Raw genomic sequence first — 19,367 nt, 5'->3', positions numbered from 1 at the left:
GGCCACTCAGACCACGGGACGAGGAGGTCCACTGTGTTCTGGACTCGCAGCACCTCACGAAGGGGTGCGTCGGGGCGTCCGTCCCCCTGGTAAATCGATCGCACCTCCCCACCACCACGGCACGACTCCGCTCCTCGGCGTCGTGGCACCGATCTGCGCACGTGAACCCCCCACAGGCCCCGGAGGCACCATGGCAACGACGCCTACCTTGAAGGCGCAGCAGCGCCGGGTATGGATCTCGAGCTATCTCGGCACGACCATCGAGTACTACGACTTCCTGCTGTACGGCTCGGCCGCCGCGCTCGTCTTCGGCCCGGTCTTCTTCTCCCAGCTCAGCCCCCTCCTCGGGACGATCGTGGCGCTCGCGACCCTCGCGGCCGGCTACGTCGCCCGGTTCGCCGGTGCGGTGATCTTCGGTCACTACGGCGACCGGCTCGGCCGCAAGAAGGTCATGCTGGTCACAATGGTCACGATGGGCCTGTGCAGTGGGTTCATCGGACTGATCCCCTCGTACGCGGCGATCGGCGTGGCCGCACCTCTGGTGCTGGTCGTTCTGCGCCTGATCCAGGGTCTCGCGGTCGGTGGCGAGTACGGCGGCGCCGTCCTGATGGCCAGTGAGCACGCCGGCGTCCGGCGGCGGGGGTTGGCCGCGAGCGCGGCGACGATGGGCGCGCCGTCCGGTGCCGTGATCGCCACCGGCGCGATGACGCTCGTCGCGACGATGGACCGCGAGGCCCTGCTGAGCTGGGGGTGGCGGGTCCCGTTCATCGCCAGCTTCCTGCTGCTGGCGCTCGGCCTCTGGTTCCGCGCCCGGATCGAGGAGAGCCCGGTGTTCCTCGCCGACGTGGCCCGCGAGACCGCGCCGGTGCAGCGCCGGAGCCCGATCGTGGAGCTCCTGCGCGACCACGGCGGGACCGTGACCAAGGCGGTCGTCGTCCAGCTCGCCTCCTACACCGGACAGGGCGTGTTCGGCGTCTTCCTGGTGTCCTACGCACCCCCGCTCGGCTACGCCCCGCCATTGGTCCTGCTGACGATCATGATCGGTACATTGGGGTCGGTCTTCACCACGCCGGTCTACGCGGCGCTCTCCGACCGGATCGGCCGCAAGGCCGTGCTGATCTTCGGCACGGTGGCGAACGGCCTCGTCGCCTACCCGCTGTTCCTGCTGATCAACAGCGGCGTCACCGCGGTCTTCGTGATCTCGGTGATCGTCTACCTCTGCTTCTTCATGACGCCGGTGACCTCGGTCTCCGCGGTCATGCTCAGCGAGCTGTTCCCGACCGAGGTCCGCTACACCGGCGTCTCCGCCAGCTACCAGCTCGCCCAGACCGTCGGGTCCGGCCTCGGCCCGCTGATCGCCGCGTCGCTGCTGGCCGCGGCCGGCGGCACCGACACCACGCTGATCGCCGTCTACATCGGGGTCCTCGCGATCCTCAGCCTGGCCGTGCTGCTCCGGATGAAGGAGACCGCGGGCACGTCGCTGCGCAGCACCGCGGCCGACCCGACCCCGGACGTCGACTCCGCTCAGCCGCCGGTCGGCGCCTGACCGTCACTCGCCCGTCCCGAAGGAGCGCCATGACCACCACCGAGAACGCCCCCACGACCGCACGCCCCCTTCGTCGTTCACCCGGCGCCGTCGCTCCGCTCGTGCGTGAGGCCTGGTACGTCGTGGCCGCCCGCTCGGAGTTCGGCCACGAGCTCAAGCAGCGGTGGATACTCGGTGAGCCGGTCTGCTTCTTCGAGGCGGAGGACGGGTCCTTGATCGTCCTCGACGACCGCTGCGCCCACCGGCGCTTCCCGTTGTCGCGGAGCGTTCGTGAGGGCGACACGATCCGCTGTCGCTATCACGGCTTCACCTACGGCACGGACGGTCGGTGCCTCGCAGTGCCGGGTGCGACCCCCGGGGACATCAAGGTCCGTAGCTACCCCACGGTGGAGCGCGGACCGTGGGTGTGGATCTGGACCGGTGCGGACGCCGAGGCCGCCGATCCCGGCCTGATCCCCTGGCCGAAGGAGATCGACGGCGGGGACGGTGTCACCGGCTACACGAACAACCCGTGCAACTACTCGATGGTGCACGAGAACCTTCTGGACCTCACCCATCTCGAGTTCCTGCACGGCATCGGCGGCCACGACTTCACGGTCACCGAGCCCAGACTGCTCTCTGCGGATGAGCTGCCCGCGGGCTTCGCCGACCTCTCGGTCGGCTATGGCAAGGACCTGCACACGGTGCTGAGCCACTTCGCGATCTCAGCGGGCGACGACCCCACGACGCCGGTCTTCCGCACCGGCCGCATGATGTCGGTGACCCCGGCCATCAACTACGCGGTCGAGCGGTTCGAGCCCACCGACCCCGCTGCCACCGCGAAGCTGCGCACCGTGGTCATCGCCCACTGCGTCACCCCCGCGGACGACTCGTCCACCCACCAGTTCTGGATGTACTGGCAGGACGTGCCGTTCGTGGTGGACCGGGACGAGCGCGCCGCCCTGGTGAAGACGGTGTTCAACGAGGACGTCGAGGCGCTGACGTGGATCCAGGAGTACATGGACCACGACGAGCGCGCAGGCGTCGTCGAGCACAGCGTGCCCGCCGACGTCCCCGGGCTGCGGCTGCGACGGCTGCTGCACCGACTTGCCGCCTCCGAGCGCGCCTGAACACGACCACCAGAGGAGCAGACATGGCGGTCCCCCCACGCTTCCCCCGCGACCAGTGGTACGTCGCGGCCCTGTCCGACGAGGTCGGCCCGACCCTGCTGGCCCGGACCGTCCTCAACGAACCCCTCGTCCTGCACCGCACGGCGGAGGGCACGGTGTCCGTCCTGGCCGACCGCTGCGTGCACCGCCGCTACCCGCTCAGCAAGGGCACGCTGACCGAGCGCGGGATCGTCTGCGGCTACCACGGCTTCACCTACGACGACTCCGGGCTGTGCACGGCCGTGCCCGGCCAGAGCCGGGTCCCCCGCACCGCGCGGGTGTCGACCTACCCCGTCGTGGAGCAGGACACGATGGTCTGGGTGTTCATCGGCGATCCCGACCTGGCCGACCCGGCCGCGATCCCTCGGGTCGAGTGGCTCAGCGACCCCGCGTGGACCTCCGTACGCAGCATGGCCCCGCTTGCGGCACGTGCGGGCCTGCTGCTGGACAACCTGATGGATCTCTCGCACGAGACCTTCCTGCACGCGGCCTACATCGGTAGCCCCGAGGTCGCCGAGACGCCCATCGTGACCACGGTGGACGACACCACCGGCGTCGTCCGAGTCGAGCGGCGGATGTCCGACGCCGAGTGCCCGCCCGCCTACCAGGCACTGTCCGGGCTCGACCGGATCAGCCGGTGGCAGGACATCGAGTACCACCCGCCGGGGCTCTACCTGCTGCACATCAGGATCGCCCCGCCACACACCCTTCCCGCCGCGGACGGCAGCGACCCGGGCGGGTTCCGCACGGAGGTGCTCTACGCCATCACCCCCGAGACCGACCGTTCCACGCACGACTTCTGGATCGTGGGACGCTCCTTCGAGCTGGAGAACCCCGAGCTCGACCGCCGCTCGATCGCGGCGCAGTCCGCCGTCGTGCAACAGGACGTCGACGCGCTGAACCTGCTGGAGGAGATCCTGGTCGCGGACGGATCGGACTACCAGGAGCTCAGCGTCAACCTCGACACCGGCGGGCTGGCCGCCCGCCGCCAGATCGAGCGGCTCTCGGCTCGGCAGAGCGTGCCGCGATGAGTGCCGGGGTGTGCCGGGTCGCGTGGGTCCCGGGCACGGACACGCTGCACGGGACCTGCCACTGCTCCGCCGAGTTCCTCGCCGAGGACCCGGTGGACCTGTGGACGTGGATGTACGAGCACCGCCACGATGACCCGTCGCCCCCGCTCGACTCCCCCGACGACCCCGCCGCCCTCCTCACCACCGGAGCCCACCGATGACGCCCGTCCGGACGGCCGAGCTGCGCCTGCGCGTCGCCGCGAAACGCACGATCGCCGAGGGCGTGGTCGCCCTCGACCTCGTCGCCGCAGACGGCGCGGATCTCCCGCCCTGGGCGCCCGGCGCGCACATCGACCTGCGGTGCGGGGAGCACATCCGGCAGTACTCGCTGTGCGGGGACCCGGCGGACCGGCGCTACCGGGTGGCGGTGCGCCGCGACGACCCCGGTCGGGGCGGATCCCGCTTCGTACACGACACGCTGGCCGAGGGCGATGAGATCGTCGGGGGCGGCCCACGAAACAACTTCCCGCTGGTAGAGGCGAAGCGGTACCTCTTCATCGCGGGTGGCATCGGGATCACCCCGCTGCTGCCGATGATGGCGGCTGCCCGGCGAGGCGGCGTGGAGTTCCGGCTGGCCTACGGCGGACGCGACCGTGCGTCGATGCCCTTCCTCGACGCCCTGCCCGGGCAGGTCTCCGTGCACCCGCAGGACGAGGTCGGCCTGTTGGACCTCGACGCCCTCGTCGGGGAGCCCGAGGTGGGCACCGCCGTCTACTGCTGTGGTCCCGAGCCGCTCCTGCGGGCGATCGAGGACCGGGCCGCGGGCTGGCGGGACGCGACCCTGCACGTGGAGCGGTTCAGCCCACGCGAGGGGGCCCTGGAGGGCGCGGCCGGCCCGGACGAGGGCTTCGAGGTCGAGCTCGCGAGTACGGGTGAGGTGTTGGCGGTGCCCGCCGAGCGTTCCCTGCTCGCGGTGCTCGGCGACGCCGGGGTGCCGGTTCTGTCCTCGTGCGAGGAGGGCACCTGCGGGACCTGCGAGACCGGGGTGCTCGCCGGCGAGATCGACCACCGCGACTCGCTGCTCACCCCGGACGAGCAGGCGGCGAACGACGTCATGTTCCCGTGCGTCTCGCGCGCCCGCTCGCCCCGCCTCGTCCTGGACCTCTGAACCCGCGGAGTCACCATGACCACGAGCCTGCCCGACGTCGACGTACCCGTCGTCGACCTCGACCCCTACGACGAGGCGGTCCTCGCCGATCCGCGCGGTTTCCAGGAGACACTTCGCGAGGCGGGACCGCTGGTCTGGCTCTCGCGCTACGAGGTCTACGCCGCGGGCCGCTACGACGAGGTTCGTGCCGGGCTGGCGAACCACCGGGACCTGGTCTCGGGCTACGGCGTCGGCATCACCGACCGCCGCAAGGAGAAGGTCTTCCGCACGCCCAGTCTGCTCATCGAAGCCGACCCGCCGGATCACACACCGCGACGGGCGTTGATGGACGCGCTGCTGTCGGCCCGCGCCCTGCGCCACCTCAGGGACGAGTTCGCCCGCATCGCCGACGGGCTCGTTGACGAGCTGCTGGACCGCGGCGAGGTCGACGCAGTCGCAGACGTGGCGGAGACCTATCCGTTACGGGTCTTCCCTGAGGTCATCGGCCTGTCCCACGAGGTCCGCCCGCACCTGCTCACCTACGGCAACGTCGTGTTCAACGCTGGTGGGCCTCCCAACGCCGTGCTCACCAGGGCGATGTCCGCACCCGGCGCCGAGGCCGCGCTGGCCGCGATCGCCGACCAGACCCGGCGCGAACACATCGCACCGGGCGGCATCGGGGCTGCGATCTGGGAGGCCGTGGACCGCGGCGAGCTCCCCGAGGACGAGGCCCCCCTGCTCGTGCGCTCCCTGCTCACCGCCGGCGTCGACACCACAGTGGCGGCCATCGCGGCCACGCTGCACTGCCTCGCGGCGGCCCCGGACCAGTGGGCCCTGGTACGGGCGGATCCCCGCCGCGCGCGCTTCGCGTTCGAGGAGGCGATCCGCCACGAGTCCCCCGTCCAGACCTTCTACCGGACCGCGGTGCGGGACGTGCCGTTCGGCGACGCCGTCCTGCCCGCCGACGGCCGGGTGTACCTGAGCCTGGGCGCCGCCAACCACGATCCGCGCCGCTTCCCGGACCCGGACCGGTTCGACCTGGAGCGGTCGATGTCCGGGCACGTCGGGTTCGGGATGGGCGTGCACCAGTGCGTCGGGCAGCACTTCGGCCGGCTCGAGGGCGAGGCGCTGCTCGGCGCCCTCGCCCGCCGCGTCGAGCGCCTCGAGCCCGCAGGCCCACCCGTCCGCCGACTGAACAACACCCTGCGGGCCTGGGGCTCGATCCCGCTGCGGCTCACCGCCGCCTGATCGCGAGCGCCTCTCTTACATGCCCTTCCCTCCGGGCAGATTGAATGCAATTATGACTACAGCTAAACGGATCGACGGCGAGGAGGCCGCAGTGACCGACCCCGAGGAGACCCCCGTCCTGATCGTCGGGGGTGGTCCGGCGGGCCTGACCACGGCCCTGGAGCTCGCCCGGCGCGGCATCGACGGCATCGTGATCGACCGTCGCGACTTCACCACCCACTTTCCCCGTGCCCATCTGCTCAACGTGCGGACCATGGAGACCTTCACCGACGTCGGGATCGCCGACCGGATCTACGCCGAGGGCCCGCCGGAGGACCAGTGGCACCGGGTGGCCTGGTACACCTCGCTGGCCGGTCCGACCCCGCTGCACGGTCGCCGGATCGGTTACCTGCCGGCGTGGGGCGGCGGCGCGGTCGACCGCGAGCGGTACGCCCAGGCCAGCCCCCGGCGCTTCGGCAACCTCCCCCAGCTCCGTGTGGACACCCTGCTCTGGGAGCAGGCGGACAAGGCGTGGCCGGGCAAGGTGCGGCCGAAGACCGAGCTGGTCGACCTGGCCGTCACCGACGACGGAGTCACGGCGACGGTGCGGGATCTGGTGGCGGACCGCACCTACCGCATCCGGGCCCGCTACCTCGTCGGCGCCGACGGCGGGCGCACCTGCCCCGGCCTGCTCAGTGTGCAGGTCTCCGGGCCGCGGGCACTGGTGGACATCGTCAGCGTGTTCTTCTCCGCGGACCTCAGCGCGCACGCCGACCCGGAGGCGCTGCTGACCTACCTGATCCAGCCCCAGGGCGAGGGCGGCCCGGTCGGCGGGCTGCTCGCGCTCGGCCCCGGCCGCTGGGGCGCGCAGTCGCCGCAGTGGTCGATGGGCATGCACCTGCACCCGGAGGACCCGATCGGGCGCGACCCCGAGGCCCTGACCCAGCGCGTGCGGGACCTGCTCGGGCTGCCGGAACTGGAGCTGACCGTCCACGCGATCAGTCACTGGCAGTACGAGGGCGTGGTCGCCGACCGCTTCCGGGTCGGCCCGGTCTTCCTCGCAGGCGATGCCGCGCACCGCCACCCGCCGACCGGGGGCCTCGGGCTCAACACCGCCGTCGGGGACGCCGCCAACCTCGGCTGGAAGCTCGCCGCCGTCCTCAAGGGACAGGCCGGGGACGAGCTGCTGGACAGCTACGAGCCCGAGCGGCGGCAGATCGCGATCCGCAACGTGGAGCACTCGCTGCGCAACGCGGGTCGGCACGCGCCGATCGGGTTCGCGATGGGCCTCGGCAAGGGCAAGTCCGTCGAGGAGGGGTGGGCCGAGATCGGGGTGTGGGCGAGCGACACCGAGGAGGGCGCGCGCCGGCGCGCCGCCGTGGACGCCGCCGTCGCGCACAACGCCGAGGACTACAGCCAGCTCGGGATCGAGGCGGGCTTCTTCTACGAGGTCGGCGCCCTGATCGGCGACGGCACCGTCCCGCCTGCCGGCCACGACACCGCCACCGGGTTCACCCCCTCCGCCCGGCCGGGCCACCACGTCCCGCACGTCTGGCTGCGCACCGCGACCGGCGAGCAGGTGTCCAGCTCCGACCTCGTGGCGGCCGAGGGGCTGACCCTGTTCACCGACGCGGGGGCCGCCGAGGATTGGCGTGCCGCCGCGGCCGGGACGACCGGCTGCCCGGTCACCGTCGTCGCCGTCGGCGGGTCCGAGCTCGCCGACCCAGCGAACGAGTGGGCCGAGGTCGCGGGCCTCGCCGCCGGCGGGGCGCTGCTGGTCCGGCCGGACCGGCACGTCGCCTGGCGGGCCCCGCAGGCCCCGGCCGACCGGGAGGCCGAACTGGGCCGCGTCCTGTGGACGCTGCTGCACGAGTCCCCCACCCTTCCCGACGGCGACCCCCTCGCCGGCCTGAAGGGCATCGCCGAGGCCGGCGAGGCCCTGCGCGTCGGACGGGCCCGCGAGGCCCGGCTGTTCACCGTCGCCGACTGACACCCGCCCCACCACGACACCCCGTCGAGAGAGGAACAACCATGGCCGAGATCGTCTTCGGGGCCGGGACCTCCCACAGCCCGCTGCTCGCCGCGCCGCCGAACCTGTGGGCCGAGCGCGCCGACCAGGACCGGCACAATCCCGAGCTCTACGACAACACCGGCGTCGTCCGCAGCTTCGACGACCTCGCCGCCGAAGCGGGCGACCGCTTCGACGGCCACCGCACGATGCAGTCCTGGCAGGACAGCTGGGACCGCTCACAGGCCGCGCTGGACCGGCTGCGAGAGGACTTCCACCGCGTCGCACCGGACGTCGTGCTCGTGATCGGCGACGACCAGCGCGAGCTGTTCGACTCCACCAACCAGCCCGCCATGTCGATCTCCGCGGCGGCGCAGATGAAGACCGGCGTGATCGACGACCACGACTCGGAGTTCCTCAAGGAGGCCGCCATGGCCTACCTGATGAACGAGGAGTTCACCTTCTCCGGCCACGCCCAGCTGGCCGAGGACCTCGTCCGCGGACTGATGGAGGAGGGCATCGACATCGGGTGGATGACCGACGCCCCCGCCGGCAAGGGTTTCGGGCACGCCTACGGCTTCCCCATCTACCGGTTCCTGAAGCCGAACCCGGTGCCGGTGATCCCGTTCATGCTCAACACCTACTACCCGCCCAACCAGCCCAGCCCCAAGCGCTGCTTCGAGCTCGGTCAGGCGCTGCGGGCCGCGGCCGCCGCCTCCCCCATCAACGCACGGATCGCGATCCTCGCCTCGGGCGGCCTGTCGCACTTCGTGGTCGACGAGGGCCTGGACCGCAAGGTCCTCGACGCGATCCACGCCAAGGACTCGGATGCTCTGAAGGCGCTGCCGTCGGAGCTGCTCAACAGCGGCTCGTCGGAGATCCGCAACTGGATCACCGCGGCCGGAGCGATGGACGGGCACGCGGTGGCCTGGTCCGAGTATGTGCCGATCGTCCGCTCCGCCGCCGGGACCGGCTGCGGCATGGGCTTCCTGGCCTGGCAGTAGAGAGGAGATCCGACATGCCCCGACGTTCCATCGAGGTCCCCGGCCTGCACCACGGCGGCTTGCCCATCCCGCAGGCCAGCGTGGTCGGGAACCTGCTGGTCTCCAGCGGGATCTCGCCGATCGACCCGGTGTCAGGCATCGTGCCCGCCGAGGTGGAGGACCAGGTCGAGACGGTGTTCGCCAACGTCCGCCGTGTCCTCGACGCGGCAGGCGGCAGCACCGCCGACATCGCCAAGTGCACCGTCTTCGTCCGCGACAAGTCCATCCGGCCGATCATCGACAAGCAGTGGCTGGAGATGTTCCCCGACGAGCACAGCCGCCCCGCGCGGCACACCCTGCGCATCGACCTCGCCGACCCGTTGCAGATCCAGCTCGAGATCACCGCCGTGCTGGGAGAGGGCTGAAACCCATGATCATCGACGCACACGCCCACCTCGTCGCCCCCGACTCGCTCTACGCCTTCCGCGCCCTGCTGCTCGCCGACGGCGGCTACCACGGAGGCAAGCCGAAGATCTCCGACGACGCCCTGGCCCAGTCCGCCGCAGGCAACGTGGCGATCATGGACTCGGTCGGCACCGACCTGCAGCTGCTGTCCCCGCGGCCGTTCCACCTCGGCAACTCCATGCAGCCCAGCCGGATGTTGGAGCACTGGATCCGGGCGAACAACGACACCATCGCTCGCACCGTGGCCCTGCACCCCACCCGGTTGGCCGGGGTCGGGGCGCTGCCGCTGTCCCCCGATGAGCCTGTCTCGGCCGGGTTCGCCGAGCTCGACCGGCTCGTCGACGAGGGCTTCGTCGGCGTCCTGATCAACCCCGACCTGCACGAGGGCCGCGGCGCCACCCCCACCCTCGGCGACCGCTACTGGTACCCGCTCTACGAGCGCCTGGTCGAACGGGACCTGCCGATCCATGTGCACTCAGCGGGGTGCTACTCCGACCGCGAGACCTACTCCGAGCACTTCGTCACCGAGGAGTCCATCGCCATCCTCGCGATGCTGCGCAGCGAGGTCTTCACCGACTTCCCATCGCTGCGGGTGATGATCTCCCATGGCGGCGGATCCGTGCCGTACCAGGTCGGCCGCTGGCAGGCCGAGGTGCTGCACCCGGGCCTGGGCGGCTCGGCGGACACCGAGCGGTTCGAGCAGTCGCTGCGGCACTTCTGGTTCGACTCCGTGCTGCACTACCCGCCCGCCCTCGAGCTCCTCATCAAGCTGGTGGGCTCGGACCGGGTGCTGTTCGGCACCGAGAAGCCCGGTTCCGGCAGCGCCCCCAACCCCGAGACGGGCCGGGACTTCGACGACCTCAAGCCGGTCATCGAGGGATTCGACTTCCTCGGTGACGCCGAGCGCCAGGCGATCTTCGAGGACAACGCCCGCACCGTGTTCCCCTCCTTGAAGAACCACTCATGAGCCTGCTGGAACGACTCCGCGGCCTGGATACCTGCGCGGTGTCCGACGCTCTGGACCGTCACGGCCTGAGCGGGGTCGTCCCCGGCCTGCGCCCACTGGCCGCGGACCGTTCGTTCGCCGGGCACTGCGTCACCGTCCGACTCGGCCCACCCGTCGAGGGAGACGCGCTACCCAAGCGTCACCTCGGCACCGCCGCGGTCGACGCCTCCGGGCCCGATCAGGTCATCGTCGTCGCCCATCAGGGCCGCACCGACTGCGCAGGTTGGGGCGGACTGCTCTCCCGCGCCGCCGCGGCCCGCGGGGTCGAGGGCGTGATCGTGCACGGCGCGGCGCGAGACCTGGCGGAGGCCGCCACCGCGGGTCTGCCGGTGCACGCCCTCACCTCGACGCCGGTCACCGCCCGAAGCCGAGCCGTCGAGCACGCCTGGGGTGAGCCCGTCGAGCTGGGCGAGATCGTCGTGACGCCCGGGGACCTCGTCCTCGCCGACGCCGGTGGAATCGCCGTGATCCCGGCTGCACACGCCGAGGAAGTGCTCGCCACCGCCGAACGCATCGCCGCCACCGAAGCCGCGATGGCCGAGGCGATCACGGCGGGCACCCCGGTCTCGGACGTCATGGGGAAGTCCTACGAGGAGCTCACCGATGGTCACCACTGAACCCGACACCCTCACCCGGCTGCGCGCGCTGTCGACCTCCGGGGTCTCCGACGGCCTCGACAAGGTGGGCATTCCCGGCCAGGCCCTCGGCATCGCCCCGCTGGACCGGAGCTTCCGGCTGGTCGGGCGGGCGTGGACCCTGCGCTACGGGCCCGTCGGACAAGACCGCGGGACCGTCGGTGACTACATCGACGACCTCGGTCCCGACGACGTCGTCGTGCTGGACAACCAGGGTCGGGTCGACGCCACCGTGTGGGGCGACATCCTGACCACCGTCGCCCACCGCCGCGGCGTGGCCGGCACCGTGATCGACGGCGTCTGCCGCGACCTCGACCGATCCCTCGAGCTGAGCTATCCCGTCTTCTCCCGCGGCAACTGGATGCGCACCGGCAAGGACCGTGTCCGAGTCGAGGCCACTCAGGTGCCCGTCTCGATCGGCGGGATCAGAGTCGAGCCCGGCGACCTGCTGCTCGGCGACGGCGACGGGCTCGTCGTCGTCCCCGCCGCGCGGGCTCCGGAGGTGCTCGCCGCCGCCGAGGAGATCGAGCGCGCGGAGCAGGCCATCCGGGACGCTGTCGAGGCCGGGTCCTCGCTGCGGGAGGCCCGCGTCCGACACCGCTATCACGACCTCCAGCACGGAGCCGGATCATGAGCGCACCGACCACTGTGCTGAGCTCGGCCACCGTGCACGAGGCCGCCGGCCGCACCGGTGCGCTGCCCTCGGCGATCAAGCCCCTGCACCCGTCCATGCACCTGGAGGCCGCTGCCTTCCCGGTGAAAGCCCCACCCGGGGACAACCTCTGGCTGCACCGGGCGGTCTACGCCGCCTCCCCCGGCGAGGTCCTCGTCGTCGACACCGGGGAAGGCTTCGAGTACGGCTACTGGGGCGAGATCTTGGCCGAGGCCGCGATCGCCCGCGGGCTGGCGGGGCTCGTCATCCACGGTGGGGTCCGCGACTCGGCCAGGCTGGTGGAGATGGGCTGGCCGGTCTTCGCCGAACGTGTGTGCATCCGCGGGACCGGCAAGGACCCCCACGGCGGCGGCGAACTCGGCGAACCCGTCGTCATCGGCGAGCAGACCGTGCGCCTCGGCGATCTGGTCGTGGCTGACGCCGACGGCGTGGTCGTCGTCCCCGTCGAGCGCATTGCCGAGGTCCAGCGGCTCTCCGCCGAGCGCGAAGCCGCCGAGGCCGACTACCTGCGCCGCATCCGGGCCGGCGAGTCCACGATCGACATCTACCGCCTGCCCTGACCGGCCGTCTTCCAGGAGCACGATGACCACGCCACGCCTGCCCGGCAGCGGCCAGAACTGGGTGGGTCAGATCGATCGGCACGCCCACCTCACCCCGGACCGGCTCGCGCTCGTCTTTGAGGACGAGCCGCTGTCCTGGGCGGACCTGCGGTCGAGGTCTCCGCTGTTTCCGCGGCGCGGTGTGGGTGTGGTCCACCGCGGCGAAGCGCGGCGGCCCGGAACCCGGCCTGGCCGCCTGCCTCGTCGGGTCACATGAAGTCGTGGTCTTCGCGCTACTGCAGGAACGTGTCGAGGTCGGCAACAACGGGTGCTTGTGCACGTCGAAATGGCAGACCAGCGGCGAGCTACTTCGAGGCGTTCGAGGCCGCGGTGCAGGACGTCGAGGAGTTCGTGCTGAAGGTGGTCAAGCAGACACCTCGGGGGTTCGGTGTCCTAAGCCCCCCGGTCGTTCCATCGTCGCGCCCCGGACGCGGTCACCGACTTCGTGAGCGCGCGCCCTGCGCCGCCTGCACCGCATCGACGACGCCCTGTTAGCCCGTACACGGCAGATGCTTCCCGACAGCTCCTCGCGGCCATGGCAGCACAGGCTGGTACATGCGCGCTATTCCCCTCCCGAGCCTCCGACAGCCTCCAACGCTGACACGAGATCCCTCTCCAGCCCCCCTTCGACGGCACCGTTGAACGACATTTCGTGTCATGCCCGTGTCATGACAAGCCCGAGTTGAGCGTGTCGGCTAGACGTTTGACCTGGTCAGAGGGTGGGCGCGGCAGAGATCGAACCTGCGACCGCTCGGGTGTAAAGCGCGCGGCACTTCCCTCTGAGGCCTTCTACCAGCGCCATCGCTGGCACGAGATCCCTCTTCAACCCCTCCGGCCGCGCCCTTCAACGGGATTTCGTGTCATGAGTGGTGTCATGAGGGCCGGTCCGAAAATGCTCCATCGCGGGCTTCACGTAGATGGCGTCGACCTGTACTCAAACACCGGAGCGGGCCTCGGACATCCCGGCTGATGACCGGGGCTCGAGGCCCGCTTCGCGGCGAGCAGCGTCCCTAGCTGGTCGGCAGGACCACTGCCAGGAAGGCCAGGACCGGGGCGATCACGACGGTCAGACCGCAGAAGCGCAGGAGCCGGCGCTGGAAGGCTTGCGGTCGTCGACCTGGACGCTGGCCAGCACCATGACGCCGTTGCTGGAGAACGGGCTGACGTCGACGATGACAGTGCAGAAGGCGAGAGCAGCGACGAAGCCGATCACGCCGAGCTCGCCGCCAGCCAGCATGGGAGCGGCGAGCGGGAGCACGATGCCGAGGGTGCCGATCGAGGAGCCGATGGCGGCGACGGCGAAGCAGAGGATGAACGCGGTGAGCAGCGGCGAGCCGAGGCTCGCGGCGGCGGCAGACGTCTCAGCGCTCGACGCCCTGAAGGCGAACCGCCGCTGGGAGGCACGGTACGTCGCCCGCACGACGGTGAGCTGTCGGAGTGGCGGGGGCGGTCTACTACGCCGACCTGTCAGACCCGCTGGGAGAGCAGCCCACCGTCTACGGCCGCCCGTCGAAGGGTGGCCGGTTTCGGGTGAGTCGCTGGTCGTCGACCAGCTTGCCGGACGCCGAATCCCTGCCGCCTCGCTCGACGGCTTCGTGTAGCTGTACCCACCGAGCGTCCGCAGTCGGTCTTGGCTGCCGAGCCGGGCTGGACGGTGGACTCGACACCCACCACGAGCCGACCACCGTCCCAGTGGTCGCCTTAGTTCGCCATGTTCGCCGACGCTGCCGCGATCGCCGCACCACCCCGCAAGAGCCCCGCGATGCCGCCCGGTCCACGGCGACTCTTGGCCGGTCACCCGATGGGTCGCCTGGTGGCGGCCGACTGGGCAGCGGGCCAGAGGTTCGGTGCCCCCCAGTCAACGGAGCACGAGTCCGTCGACCGGGAGCCGTTCCAGGCCGCGGACGATGTTGTTCAGGTGACGCACGGGCTCGCCGACCCGGAACCGGCGGACCCGCGTGGCCAGTGCCGTGAGCACCGCGTGCGCCTCGAGGCGGGCGAGGGCCTGGCCGGCGCAGGCGTGGGTGCCGTAGCCGAAGGCGAGGTGGTCGACGGGGTTTCTGGTCACGTCGAACCGGTCCGGCTCGGGGTAGCGGCGCTCGTCGCGGTTGCCCGACCCGTAGAGCAGCAGGACCTGGGCGCCGGAACGAACGGGGACGCCGTCGATCTCGACGTCCTCGGTGACCGTGCGCCCGAAGCCCTGGACGGGGGCGTCGTAGCGGAGCACCTCGTTGAGTGCGCTCGGCACGAGGCCGGGGTTTGCGGTGACGAGGTCCCACTGGTCCGGGTGGGTGCCGAGCAGGTGGACCGCGTTCGCGATGGCGTTGATGGTGGTGTCGAGCCCGGCGGAGGTGTAGGCGGCCAGCAGCGGGATGCACGACTCGCGCCCGATGCGGCCCTCGTCGGCGGCACGGAAGATGTCCCGCCCCATGCTGCCCTCCTTCAGGTCCGTGGCTTGCACTGTGCCCAGCCAGCCGAACATCTCCCCGATCGCGTCCAGCCCCCCGAGGGTGCGCTCGTTCAGCGGGCCGAAGACGGTGAAGGTCGCGTCAGCCCAGCCGAGCATCTTCGGACGCGCCTCGTCCGGGATGCCGATGAGGTCGAACACCACCGAGAAGGGGAAGGCCACGGCAAGGTCGGTGACCGCGTCGAACGAGCCCTGCTCGACCAGCTCGTCGACGAGCCGTTCGGCCCGGCCGGCGATCTCGGCCTGCAGCGGCCGAACGGCGCGCGGACCGAGCCGTGCAGAGAGCACAGCCCGCAGGGTGTCGTGAAACGGGGGATCGCTGGCCAGCACCGACCCGACGAGCATCCGGTTCACCGGCTCGTTGAGGGCGATCCCGCGGGAGGAGAAGCCCGCCCAGTCGGCGAGCGCGCGCCGGACGTCGGCGTAGCGCGGGATCGCCCAGACATCGAGGGCGCTCAGATGGACGGCGCCGCCCCGGTCGCGCAGGTCGCGGTAGACGGGATAGGGATCGACGAGGACCTCGTCGCTGAACAGGTCGACCTGCGAGTGGGAAGTGCGGGTGAGCGTCATCGCTGTGCCTCCGGTCGAGGGGGTGGGCGCCGGCCGTCAGTCCATCGTCAGAGCGGCGACCGGGCACACCCGGACCGCGGCCTCGGCGACACCGGACAGCTCCGGTTCGACCTCCTCGGCGTCGAGGACGAGTTCCCCGTCGTCGTCGAGGTGCAGCAGCGACGACGCCTCGTCGACGCACAGGCCGTAGCCCTCGCAGCGGTCCCGGTCCACGGACAACTTCACGGCAGCTCCTTCGCCGACATAAACAACCCGAATCTTTCGGGTTGTATCACGGCATGCTGACGAGGGCGGCGGGCGGTGTCAAGTGCGACTCGAGCCGCTTGACACCTCCGACGGGCGCCAGCAGAATCCGCCGAAGCACACAAAATATTCGGGTATTTTAGGCACTAACCGTCGAGGAGGACGAGTGGCCGTCACGGCATCGGGGATCCGTTGGATCGACGACATCGACATCGCCGCGCTCGAAGCCGATCCGTATCCGCTCTACGCCCGGCTGCGTGCCGAGGCGCCGTGCGTGTTCGTCCCGGCGTTGAACGCCTACCTGCTGACGACCTACGACGAGGTGCGCGCCTTCCTCGCCGACACCGATCTCGGCCGCGCACCGAGCGTCCAGCCGGTGCTCGAACGGACCTTCGGCCCGGAGAACATCCTCATCGCCGACGGCGCGGTCCATCGTGACCGCCGCGCGTCCGTCGACCCGCCGCTCCGGCGAGGTGCGGTGTCGGGCTACATCGAGGACCTGGTCCGTCCGATCGCCGCGCAGGAGGCGGCGCGGCTGCCCGTCTCAGGCACCTACGACGTCGTCGCGGAGTACCTGGAGCCGGTCAGCACGAGAGGCCTCGCTGCCATGCTCGGCATCGGCGACGTGCCGTCGGAGACGCTGCGCCGCTGGTTCCACACCATCATCGGTGCGGCGGGCAACTACACCTTCCAGGAGGAACCCTTCCGCAGGAGCGACGAGGTCGTCGCGGAGATCAAGGACGTCCTCGAGCCGATTCTCACCCGGCTCGAGACCGATCCCGACGGCTCGGGCCTGTCGCACCTGCTGCACGCCGGCATGCCACCCGGCCGGATCCGGTCGCGCGAGGACATCTACTCCGCGTTCCTGATCGAGCTCACCGGCGGGATGCAGGAACCGGGACACGCTGCGGCCACCACCCTGCTGGGCCTCCTCCGGGAAGGCACCTACGGCGAGATCGTCGCCGACCCCGATCTGATTCCCACGGCCCTCGCCGAGGGCCTCCGCTGGATCGCGCCGATCGGTGGCGTCTTCCGCGAGACGACCCGTGCGGTCACGATCCACGGCCAGGAGCTACCGCCAGGATCCGTCGTGTGGTGCATGGTCGCCTCGGCGAACCACGATGAGCGCCGGTTCAGCGACGGGGGTCGCTACCAGCTCCGACGCTCCGGCCCCACCCATCTATCCTTCGGCGGGGGCCGACACTTCTGCGCCGGGAACGTATTCGGCCGTGAGCTCGCCCGGATCGCGCTGGAAGAGCTCGTCGCGGTGGCGCCCGCCCTGCGCCTGGCGGAGGCGGGCTGGGCGATGAAGGGGTGGCTCTTCCGCTCGCCCCAGCAGCTCCACGTGACCACTGTGGAGGCCTGAGCGCGATGCCCACCCTGACCTTCGTGCTGCCCGACGGGACGCGTCGCACCGTCGAGGGGAAGGCCGGCCTCTCCGTCATGGAGGTGGCAATGGCCGAGGACCTGCCGGGCATCGTCGCCGAGTGCGGCGGGAACGCCATGTGCGCCACCTGCCACGTGTACGCCGACGCAGCCGACCGGCTACCGCCGGTGTCGGACGTCGAGGACGAGATGCTCGGTTCCACGGCCGCACCGCGTACACCGGCGAGCCGGCTGTCCTGCCAGGTGGAGATCGCCGACGACTGGGACGAGATGACCTTCGACGTCCCGGAGACGCAGCTGTGACCGTCGTCGTGATCGGCGCGGGGCACGGCGGCGTGCAGGTCGCCGCGTCGTTGCGGGCGGAGGGGCACCTCGGTCCCGTGGTCCTGCTGGACGGGCAGGACCACCTCCCCTACCACCGCCCGCAGCTGTCGAAGGAGTTCCTCGGACCCGGTGCCGGGGAGCCGCAACTGCTGCGCAGCGCGTCGTTCTTCGCCGACCAGGACATCGACCTGCGCCTGGGCACCGCCGTTGCCGCGCTGCACCCGGCGCGACGCCGGGTCGAGCTGCGCAATGGCGGCACGGTCGACTACACGCACGTCGTCCTGGCGCTCGGATCGTCGCTGCGGCGGCTGCAGGTGCCGGGCCACGAGCTGGACGGGATCGCGCAGCTGGGGTCGCTCACCGACGCCGCCGCGTTGCGGGCGCGACTGGGTGCGGCCCGGGACGTCGTCGTGGTCGGGGGCGGGTTCCTGGGCCTCGAGATCGCCGCGGCCTGCGCCGAGGTCGGGCGCGCGGTCACCGTCGTCGAGCCGCAGGCCCGGCTTCTGGCCCGGGCCGTGACGCCCCCGGTCTCCGACGCGGTCCGGCGGGCCCATGAGGCCGCGGGCACCGTCCTGCGTGTGGGCACCGGCGTGCAGCGGTTCCTCGGACGCGACGGACGGGTCCGACGCGTCGTGCTCTCGGACGGCTCGGAGCTCCCGGCGGACCTGGTGGTGATCGCGGTGGGGGTCGTGGCGAACAGCGGCATCGCCGAGGCTGCCGGTCTCGCCGTGGACGACGGCGTGCTGGTCGATCCGTGGCTGCGGACCTCCGTCCCCGACGTCTTCGCCGTGGGGGACTGCGTGGCGCGCCCGGACCGCGAACTCGGCGCCCCACGGCGGATCGAGTGCGTGCAGAACGCGATCGACCAGGCCCGCCACGTCGCGTCGTCGATCGCGCACGGCCTCGGTGAGCCGTACGGCCGGGTCCCCTGGTTCTGGACCCACCAGTTCGCGCTGCGGGTGCAGACCGTCGGGCTCGGCTTCCCCGACGACGACTGCGTGCTCGTGGGCGATCCGGACGGCGACGGGTTCTCCGTCTGCCGCTTCCGCCGGGGACGGCTCGTCGCCGTCGAGTCGGTGAACCGCACGCGCGACCACATGGCCGCGCGCCGGCTGCTGTCCGGCGGGGTGCTGCCCAGCCCGGCCGAGGTCGGGTCCGCCGGGTTCGACCTGAAGGACCACGAGCTCGCGACCCGCGGGGCCGCGTAGCCGGTCCCCTCAGTCCTGCGGCGCGCCGACCTCGGCGTTCGGCGAGGTCAACGCCCGATGCGCGACGACGGCCCGCGAGGTCCGCTCCGGGTCGCCCGCGGCGATCGCCGCGACGAGCTCGACGTGCACGTCCACCCGCCTGGCCAGATAGGCCTCGTCCTCGTCCGCGGTGTCGGCGTCGGGCCTGCTGGGCAGGCCCTCGACCTGGGCCATGGTGCTCAGGTAGACGCTGCGGGCGATCTCGTTCGGGGTGATCTCGGCGATGCGCCGGTGCAGGGCCCAGTTGGCCTGCAGGAAGTCCGCCCGGCTGGCGGCATGGGTCCGCATCGTCGCCACGATCGCCTCGAGCTCGCGGACGTCCCGCCGGGTGCGGTGCAGGGCCGCGTCGACGTCGATCAGCTCCTCGAGGGCGTCCCGGACCGCGAGCGCGTCCGTGATCCGCGCCGGGTCCTGGGACACCGACAGCAACGTGTGCCGCAGGCGGACCACCGCGGCCGGCTGGGCGACGAAGAGGCCGCCGCTGCGGCCGAGCCTGACGTCCACGGCCCCGCGCTCGGCGAGCAGCCGGGCCGCCTCGCTGATGGTCGCGCGACCGAGACCGGTCTGCTCGCGTAGCTCGTCCATTGTGGCGATGCGGCTGCCCGGGGCCAGCTCACGCTCGACGATCCACCGCTCGATCTCGGTGGCCAGCGACTGGGCGCGCGTCTGCGGCACGGAAAACA

The 19,367-nt window shown here is 71.5% G+C and carries 21 protein-coding genes; 17 read left to right on the top strand and 4 right to left on the bottom strand.

The features are described 5' to 3' along the window. The first annotated feature begins 190 nt into the window (after positions 1–190). From ABD990_RS22535 to ABD990_RS22470, 14 genes are all read left to right on the top strand, one after another. A complete protein-coding gene (locus tag ABD990_RS22535) occupies positions 191–1,546 on the top strand; it encodes an MFS transporter (protein WP_345382717.1) in 1,356 nt (451 codons plus the stop codon). A gap of 29 nt (positions 1,547–1,575) precedes the next feature. Then, positions 1,576–2,655, top strand: a complete 1,080-nt coding sequence (locus ABD990_RS22530) for a Rieske 2Fe-2S domain-containing protein (protein WP_345382716.1) — start codon at positions 1,576–1,578, stop codon at positions 2,653–2,655. 23 nt (positions 2,656–2,678) lie between these two features. Continuing rightward, complete coding sequence (locus tag ABD990_RS22525) at positions 2,679–3,725, top strand: Rieske 2Fe-2S domain-containing protein (RefSeq protein WP_345382715.1); 1,047 nt, start codon at positions 2,679–2,681, stop codon at positions 3,723–3,725. Continuing rightward, positions 3,722–3,925, top strand: coding sequence for a hypothetical protein (locus tag ABD990_RS22520; RefSeq protein ID WP_345382714.1), 204 nt, complete (start codon positions 3,722–3,724; stop codon positions 3,923–3,925). The genes ABD990_RS22525 and ABD990_RS22520 overlap by 4 nt, the downstream gene beginning before the upstream one ends. Then, a complete protein-coding gene (locus ABD990_RS22515; RefSeq protein ID WP_345382713.1) occupies positions 3,922–4,872 on the top strand; it encodes a PDR/VanB family oxidoreductase in 951 nt (316 codons plus the stop codon). The genes ABD990_RS22520 and ABD990_RS22515 overlap by 4 nt, the downstream gene beginning before the upstream one ends. Positions 4,873–4,887: 15 nt before the next feature. Then, positions 4,888–6,099, top strand: a complete 1,212-nt coding sequence (locus ABD990_RS22510; RefSeq protein WP_345382712.1) for a cytochrome P450 — start codon at positions 4,888–4,890, stop codon at positions 6,097–6,099. A gap of 91 nt (positions 6,100–6,190) precedes the next feature. Beyond that, entirely contained in the window at positions 6,191–8,068 is a 1,878-nt protein-coding gene (locus ABD990_RS22505; RefSeq protein WP_345382711.1) for an FAD-dependent monooxygenase, read from the top strand. 41 nt (positions 8,069–8,109) lie between these two features. Then, positions 8,110–9,090, top strand: a complete 981-nt coding sequence (locus ABD990_RS22500; RefSeq protein ID WP_345382710.1) for a DODA-type extradiol aromatic ring-opening family dioxygenase — start codon at positions 8,110–8,112, stop codon at positions 9,088–9,090. A 14-nt stretch (positions 9,091–9,104) separates the two neighbouring features. Continuing rightward, positions 9,105–9,494 (top strand): RidA family protein, encoded by a 390-nt coding sequence (locus ABD990_RS22495; protein WP_345382709.1) that lies wholly within the window; start codon positions 9,105–9,107, stop codon positions 9,492–9,494. A 5-nt stretch (positions 9,495–9,499) separates the two neighbouring features. Next, positions 9,500–10,501: an amidohydrolase family protein gene (locus tag ABD990_RS22490; RefSeq protein ID WP_345382708.1), complete on the top strand. Its 1,002-nt coding sequence runs from the start codon at positions 9,500–9,502 to the stop codon at positions 10,499–10,501. Beyond that, positions 10,498–11,157, top strand: coding sequence for an RraA family protein (locus ABD990_RS22485; RefSeq protein ID WP_345382707.1), 660 nt, complete (start codon positions 10,498–10,500; stop codon positions 11,155–11,157). The genes ABD990_RS22490 and ABD990_RS22485 overlap by 4 nt, the downstream gene beginning before the upstream one ends. Then, positions 11,144–11,809: an RraA family protein gene (locus ABD990_RS22480; RefSeq protein WP_345382706.1), complete on the top strand. Its 666-nt coding sequence runs from the start codon at positions 11,144–11,146 to the stop codon at positions 11,807–11,809. The genes ABD990_RS22485 and ABD990_RS22480 overlap by 14 nt, the downstream gene beginning before the upstream one ends. Then, positions 11,806–12,408, top strand: coding sequence for an RraA family protein (locus ABD990_RS22475; protein WP_345382705.1), 603 nt, complete (start codon positions 11,806–11,808; stop codon positions 12,406–12,408). Before ABD990_RS22480 ends, ABD990_RS22475 begins: the two co-directional genes overlap by 4 nt. Before the next feature lie 22 nt (positions 12,409–12,430). Then, positions 12,431–12,664, top strand: a complete 234-nt coding sequence (locus ABD990_RS22470) for a hypothetical protein (protein WP_345382704.1) — start codon at positions 12,431–12,433, stop codon at positions 12,662–12,664. 849 nt (positions 12,665–13,513) lie between these two features. Here the strand turns inward: ABD990_RS22470 and ABD990_RS22465 are convergent. The 3 genes from ABD990_RS22465 to ABD990_RS22455 all read right to left on the bottom strand — a co-directional run bounded on the left by ABD990_RS22465 (position 13,514) and on the right by ABD990_RS22455 (position 15,709). Next, entirely contained in the window at positions 13,514–13,867 is a 354-nt protein-coding gene (locus ABD990_RS22465; protein ID WP_345382703.1) for a hypothetical protein, read from the bottom strand. 438 nt (positions 13,868–14,305) lie between these two features. Continuing rightward, entirely contained in the window at positions 14,306–15,484 is a 1,179-nt protein-coding gene (locus ABD990_RS22460; RefSeq protein ID WP_345382702.1) for a cytochrome P450, read from the bottom strand. Positions 15,485–15,520: 36 nt separating this feature from the next. Beyond that, positions 15,521–15,709 carry a ferredoxin gene (locus ABD990_RS22455; protein ID WP_345382701.1) on the bottom strand — a complete coding sequence of 63 codons (189 nt, stop codon included), beginning with the start codon at positions 15,707–15,709 and terminating at the stop codon, positions 15,521–15,523. A gap of 82 nt (positions 15,710–15,791) precedes the next feature. Here ABD990_RS22455 and ABD990_RS22450 point away from each other — a divergent pair, with 82 nt between their 5' ends. Genes ABD990_RS22450 through ABD990_RS22440 form a run of 3 tightly spaced genes read left to right on the top strand, consistent with a single transcriptional unit; the run spans position 15,792 to position 18,645 of the window. Further along, a complete protein-coding gene (locus tag ABD990_RS22450; RefSeq protein ID WP_345382700.1) occupies positions 15,792–17,093 on the top strand; it encodes a cytochrome P450 in 1,302 nt (433 codons plus the stop codon). A 5-nt stretch (positions 17,094–17,098) separates the two neighbouring features. Then, positions 17,099–17,416, top strand: coding sequence for a 2Fe-2S iron-sulfur cluster-binding protein (locus ABD990_RS22445; RefSeq protein WP_345382699.1), 318 nt, complete (start codon positions 17,099–17,101; stop codon positions 17,414–17,416). After that, on the top strand, positions 17,413–18,645 hold the full coding sequence (locus tag ABD990_RS22440) for an NAD(P)/FAD-dependent oxidoreductase (protein WP_345382698.1): 1,233 nt from the start codon (positions 17,413–17,415) through the stop codon (positions 18,643–18,645). The genes ABD990_RS22445 and ABD990_RS22440 overlap by 4 nt, the downstream gene beginning before the upstream one ends. A gap of 9 nt (positions 18,646–18,654) precedes the next feature. Here the strand turns inward: ABD990_RS22440 and ABD990_RS22435 are convergent, their stop codons facing one another. Continuing rightward, positions 18,655–19,359, bottom strand: a complete 705-nt coding sequence (locus tag ABD990_RS22435) for a FadR/GntR family transcriptional regulator (RefSeq protein ID WP_345382697.1) — start codon at positions 19,357–19,359, stop codon at positions 18,655–18,657. Positions 19,360–19,367 lie beyond the last annotated feature (8 nt).

It is taken from the genome of Pseudonocardia yuanmonensis (genome assembly GCF_039542425.1).
GTDB lineage: Bacteria > Actinomycetota > Actinomycetes > Mycobacteriales > Pseudonocardiaceae > Pseudonocardia > Pseudonocardia yuanmonensis.
The sequence above is the reverse complement of the archived record's forward strand: the minus strand, read 5'-3'. Positions and strand labels throughout refer to the sequence as shown.